This is a genomic window from Myxosarcina sp. GI1(2024), assembly GCF_053543375.1.
The window spans coordinates 172,743-177,874 of record NZ_JBKGTY010000006.1 but is presented as its reverse complement, the minus strand read 5'-3'; the positions used below and the strand labels follow the sequence as shown (position 1 = coordinate 177,874).

Below are 5,132 nucleotides of genomic sequence, written 5' to 3'. Positions count from 1 at the left end.
CCCTTTTCCTATCTCTTTTTGCAACCCCTCCTTCAATTTTTTGTCCCGTACTAAGAAAAAACCTACCCTTGTGAGGCGGGGACTTTCGGTTGTTCTCCCCCCCAGATTTGAGGAACCGAGAACTCGAACGTTAAGTCAAACAAATAACTTTTCAGATGTCCTCTAAAGCCATTGATGAAAGATTGTCTGGTCAAATTAAAAGTTTAGATACCAAGGTAGAACAAATAGATAAGCGAATCGGTAATCAAGAATTTACCAATCGAGGAGTACTTATTGGGTTGGTAGTGATTATTTTAGGTGGTGCTGCTAAGTTTTTCGGTATCGTAGGTAATCCTTAATCAATAAATACGCGATCGCCCGAGGCGACGAAATAAAAATTGCGATCGATTTTCTTACCAAACAAAAGTTAATAAGTTCGATGCAGTAATGTTGCGATCGCTCTATGTAGCTTCGGCGATAAAAATTTGCTTTGGCAACAATTTGAGTTCGGTAAAAGTTGGGGAAACTATTATTTGTTCATTAATGAATTGAGTTTCTTCATACAAACCCTCATCCAATACCAAAATCGTAACCTGTTGAGATCGAGGATCGACAATCCAGTATTCGTTAATCCCCAAAGCAGCATATTCCGATCTTTTGTAGCGATAGTCTCTTTTAATTGAATCGGGACTGACTACTTCCACTACTAGTAAAGGAGGAATTTCACAGACTCCAGATTTATCTAATGAATTCATCACCCGTTCTTTCTCCACCACATACACGTCGGCGATACGAGATTTACGCCAACCCGTTCTAATGCCTCCTTCTCTAATAGATAACCAGGGCAGTTGCAGGCGATTTATTTCCTTATCTAGTTCGCGTTCGATAAATTTGGCAATTAAAATGTGGCGAAAACTCGGAGGATTCATTAATACAAGTTTGCCGTCTACCAATTCGTAACGATGGTCTGGATCGTCCTCGTACCTAAGATATTCTTCAAAAGAATACCGGCTGTGTGTAGTTAGAGTAGTCATCTATGTTATGTATGAAAAAGAGACTAGAAACTGTATTGTTATTATACTTAAACCTGCTTTAGGCGATACGCTCGAGGTAAAGAGATAACAATGGCGATCGATCTAGCCCCCTTAACTCCCAATTCTGGAGGAGGCGATTCGGAGGTTGCCTCCGACATTTCAGCCGTCCGTAAGAGGAAATACGGAAACCCCCTTGTCAAGGCGCAAGGGAACGCGCGAGGTAGTATTTAGAGAGCAGATAGATGCTGACAAACAGATTATTAGAGAGATTTCAAACAGCAATACAATTAGTATGGAAAATATACTAGTCAGAGTCTTAGTATGACTACGCAATTCTCATCAATCAAAGATACCGCAGATCTTTACAACCACGATTACTACTTATGGTTGACACACACTGCCCAATTAATTAAAGAAGGTCGATTTTCTGAGATAGATGTCAGCAACTTAATTGAAGAAATTGAGGATATGGGCAGAAGCGAAAAAAGAGCGGTAAAAAGCAACTTAATTGTATTGCTGCTGCATTTGCTTAAATATAAATATCAGCCAGCCAAAAGCTCTAATAGTTGGAGAGCTACTATTAGAGAGCATAGACGTAGATTGAGGGATATGTTTCAAGAAAGTCCTAGTTTGAAACCTTACTTTACTCAAATTTTTGAGAAATGCTACCAAGATAGTAGAGAACAGGCTGCCGATGAGACGGGATTACCTCTCGATATTTTGCCAACTTCTTCTCCTTTTACTCCATCTGAAGTTCTCGATCCAGAGTATTTACCCGATCGAGTTTCATGAGTGCGGTAATTCTCCAGAAACGGAATTCAGACCATTTTCATACTCAAATCTAACCAGCTAGAGCGAGTGATGGGTGCGCTGCTAGAAATGTAATCTACTCCAGTTTCGGCGACAGCGCGAATGTTTTCTAGGGTAATATTGCCCGAAGCTTCTACTCTAACGCGATCGCTTCGTTCTCTAATTAAGGCTACCGCTCCTTCCATCGTCGCCACTGACATATTATCGAGCATGATTAAGTCCGCACCGTGTTCTAGAGCTTCTCGTACCTGTGCTAAGGTTTCTGTTTCCACTTCGATTTTTAAAGAATAAGGAACGCGGGGGCGAATTTGGGCGATCGCTCGAGCAATTCCTCCTGCGGCGACGATATGATTGTCTTTAATCATTATGCCGTCATCTAAACCCATTCGCTGATTGATTGCCCCGCCAACTTGGGTGGCATATTTTTCTAAGATTCTCAATCCCGGAGTGGTTTTGCGCGTATCGGCTAGCTGTGCAGGTAAATCTTCGATTTCCGTAACGAATTTATTAGTTAAAGTAGCGATACCGCTGAGAGACATCGCCAGGTTAATTGCCACTCTTTCCCCCATCAATAAAGCAGCTAACGAGCCTTCGATAGTAGCTAACTTTTGCTGGCGATCGCAAAACTGCCCTTCTTCTACTAAAGGTTCGAACTTAATATTTTTGTCGAGTAAATGAAAAACTCGCGCGGCGATGGGTAATCCAGCTATAATTCCTGCTTCTTTGGCAATCCAGTAAGCTTGCCTATTTCTATTAGAATTTAGCAAACTCTGAGTAGTGCGATCGCCCCGCCCGAGGTCTTCTCGCAGCCAATCTTCCAACAGGCGATCGAGCAATAAAAATGATGGCAATACCGCAGTAGCATTTTTCATGATTTACTTAACAGCTTATTTATCATCCAAGCAACATCTTCCTGACTGGCATTGTTGCTGTTGCTGGCGTCGGGCAATTATCGTTGATAAATCTGGTCTGCCAGTCAATTGCAACCGCCAATTAGCCCAAATACCGTAGAGCCAATAAGCTATTGTGCCAATTATAGGTAATTTAGTAGCTGCGTAAACCCAACCCATTCCCAACTCTTCATAAACACGCCTAAAAACTTCTACGTCTCTAATAACAGTACCGTCTGGAAAGACAGCATGAATTCTACCCATCGCCGTAGCAAAATCGACACCGCCATTGGCTTCTAGATCGTATTCTGGAGCGGCAATATCGACAAATTTAACAATTCCTCTACCAGCATCGCGCTGGCGTAAAAAGCTAACCTCTCGCATACATAAGGGACATTCACCGTCATATAAAAGTTTAATATTCCACTCTGGAGTAGAAGTAGTTTTTTGTTCCGATTGAGTTTGAGAAGCTGTCATTAAAAATTCAAGAAAATTTATAATACTGTTTTTTTAATCGTAGCGTTTGTAAAGATTCTTTACATAGAAATCCGGAGGAACAACAAAATTTCTTCCTTCTTACTTTCTGCTTAATTAACTCCGCATCCATTGCAAATGCTGGGGCAGTAGCCGATCGATATCATAGCGGTCGACAATGTTTTGTCGGGCGGCAGCACGAATTTTTGCCATTTTAGCGGGATTATCCAAAGCCTCGATGACGCGATCGCAAATTTGTTGGGGAGAAAAGAAATCGACCAATAGACCATTAACGCCATCTTCAATGACTTCGGTTACTGGTGCGGTATCCGAAGCTACGACTAAACAACCAGTAGATAGGGCTTCTAACATCGACCAGGACAGAACGAAAGGGCGAGTTAAATATACGTGAACCGAAGAAGCCTGTAAGACCTGTAAATACTCACCGTAAGGCAGTAATCCCGTAAAATGTACCCGACTGAGATCGAGAGGAAATTTAGCTAACATTGCCTCTTTGTAAGTTTTACCATTGGGAAGCGACTTACCATAAGCAACTCTATCTTGTCCGACGATAACAAAATGACACTGGGGTCGTCGAGATTGCAAAATCGCGATCGCCTCAATTAATTGAGGAAAACCTCGATAGGGTTCCATCCCCCTGGCTACATAAGTAACGATTTCTTCGACATCAGACAAGTTTAAGTTGATTCGTGGTAAAATTAATTTTGCTCCCGATCGCGGTTGAAAATATTCGGTATCGATCCCATCGTGATGTACCTTAATTTTGCTGTGATATTCGACGGGAAACTGCAATCGCTGCCAATTAGTTGGCGATAAGCCGCGATCGCAACTGTAGAGATCGATTAAGATCGGAGCATTCTTAATCCGAATTCGTGCCTCATCGTCAGCACTAATCGGATCGCTGGGGTCGAAATTGGCATCAGAACCGTGGGCGCGATAAAACCACTCAAAATAGCAGAGTAAAGTAGATTGAGGAAAAATATCCTTGATAAATAACGTCGGTCCCCAACCCGAATGACCGTAAACGATATCGGGAATAAACCCAGAATTTTTTAGTTTTTGGGCGATCCGATATACTCCCTGAGCTTCTAAAATGGCATTTTCTAAAGGACGTACGTAATGATGAGTTTCAGCTCTAGCACTACGAGATTTTTCATAAACTATTTTAGTAATTCCCGCCATTTGTCCTTCACGGCGATTGGTACCAAAAACAATTTGATGTTTGTCTTCTTTAACTAATGCTGCTGCTAAATGGCGAAACTGTGCGGGAAAATTGGGATGGAGAAATAAAATACGCATCGTTAGAGAATTTAAAACTTATTTAGGGTAGTCCTGTAGAAGTAACGATCTAAAATAAACGTCGAGCTTAAATAACTTGAGAGCAAAGCCTACTTGTCCAAGCTGCCATTCTGAGAAAATTGTCAAAAATGGTCGGATTCACAACGGAAAACAAAGGTTTAGATGTAATCAATGTCATCGTCAATTTGTAGAGAAACCGCAAAAAATCGTCGTTAATCAAGAGAAACGGGAGTTGATTGACAGGCTCTGATTAGAAAGAATTTCTTTGGCAGGTATTGCACGAGCAGTTGAAGTGTCAGAAAAGTGGCTTCAAACCTATGTTAACCATAAATAAATATGCTCTAGTTCCCAGAGAAATAAAAGTCACACCCAAAAAAAGGGGAAATTGACGAAGCAGTGTGATGCAATGTGGAGGGGCTGTGTGCGGACACAGGTTCCGCACCTTGAAAGCCCCGTGTCATTTGTAGACCATCAAGGAAATAAACAATGGGTCTGGTTAGCTTTGGATTCCAAAACTCGTGAAATCGTTGGGGTAACAATTGGCGATTGGCTTTGCCACTGCGCGGAGCGCAATCGCAGCGAACAAGCAGCGCCAGAACTGTGGAATTCGCTACCTCCTGTCTAT

7 protein-coding genes and 1 pseudogene are annotated in these 5,132 nt (G+C 41.9%); 4 read left to right on the top strand and 4 right to left on the bottom strand.

Annotation, left to right across the window (positions count from 1 at the left end; all coding sequences use genetic code 11):
- Positions 1 to 155 precede the first annotated feature (155 nt).
- Entirely contained in the window at positions 156 to 338 is a 183-nt protein-coding gene (locus tag ACLFKQ_RS21100; protein WP_449001706.1) for a hypothetical protein, read from the top strand.
- A gap of 102 nt (positions 339 to 440) precedes the next feature.
- Here the strand turns inward: ACLFKQ_RS21100 and ACLFKQ_RS21095 are convergent, their stop codons facing one another.
- Positions 441 to 1,013, bottom strand: a complete 573-nt coding sequence (locus ACLFKQ_RS21095) for a Uma2 family endonuclease (RefSeq protein WP_449001705.1) — start codon at positions 1,011 to 1,013, stop codon at positions 441 to 443.
- Between the two features lie 90 nt (positions 1,014 to 1,103).
- Between ACLFKQ_RS21095 and ACLFKQ_RS21090 the strand changes: the two genes are divergently transcribed.
- Both ACLFKQ_RS21090 and ACLFKQ_RS21085 read left to right on the top strand, forming a co-directional pair.
- Complete coding sequence (locus tag ACLFKQ_RS21090; protein ID WP_449001704.1) at positions 1,104 to 1,244, top strand: hypothetical protein; 141 nt, start codon at positions 1,104 to 1,106, stop codon at positions 1,242 to 1,244.
- Between the two features lie 90 nt (positions 1,245 to 1,334).
- Positions 1,335 to 1,805, top strand: a complete 471-nt coding sequence (locus ACLFKQ_RS21085) for a DUF29 domain-containing protein (RefSeq protein ID WP_449001703.1) — start codon at positions 1,335 to 1,337, stop codon at positions 1,803 to 1,805.
- 26 nt (positions 1,806 to 1,831) lie between these two features.
- Here the strand turns inward: ACLFKQ_RS21085 and nadC are convergent, their stop codons facing one another.
- From nadC to ACLFKQ_RS21070, 3 genes are all read right to left on the bottom strand, one after another.
- Complete coding sequence (gene nadC, locus ACLFKQ_RS21080; protein ID WP_449001702.1) at positions 1,832 to 2,695, bottom strand: carboxylating nicotinate-nucleotide diphosphorylase; 864 nt, start codon at positions 2,693 to 2,695, stop codon at positions 1,832 to 1,834.
- A 15-nt stretch (positions 2,696 to 2,710) separates the two neighbouring features.
- Positions 2,711 to 3,190 (bottom strand): thiol-disulfide oxidoreductase DCC family protein, encoded by a 480-nt coding sequence (locus ACLFKQ_RS21075; protein ID WP_449001701.1) that lies wholly within the window; start codon positions 3,188 to 3,190, stop codon positions 2,711 to 2,713.
- A 114-nt stretch (positions 3,191 to 3,304) separates the two neighbouring features.
- On the bottom strand, positions 3,305 to 4,507 hold the full coding sequence (locus ACLFKQ_RS21070) for a glycosyltransferase family 4 protein (RefSeq protein ID WP_449001700.1): 1,203 nt from the start codon (positions 4,505 to 4,507) through the stop codon (positions 3,305 to 3,307).
- A 76-nt stretch (positions 4,508 to 4,583) separates the two neighbouring features.
- Between ACLFKQ_RS21070 and ACLFKQ_RS21065 the strand changes: the two are divergent.
- A pseudogene (locus ACLFKQ_RS21065) lies at positions 4,584 to 5,132 on the top strand (IS1/IS1595 family N-terminal zinc-binding domain-containing protein); the annotation flags it as partial.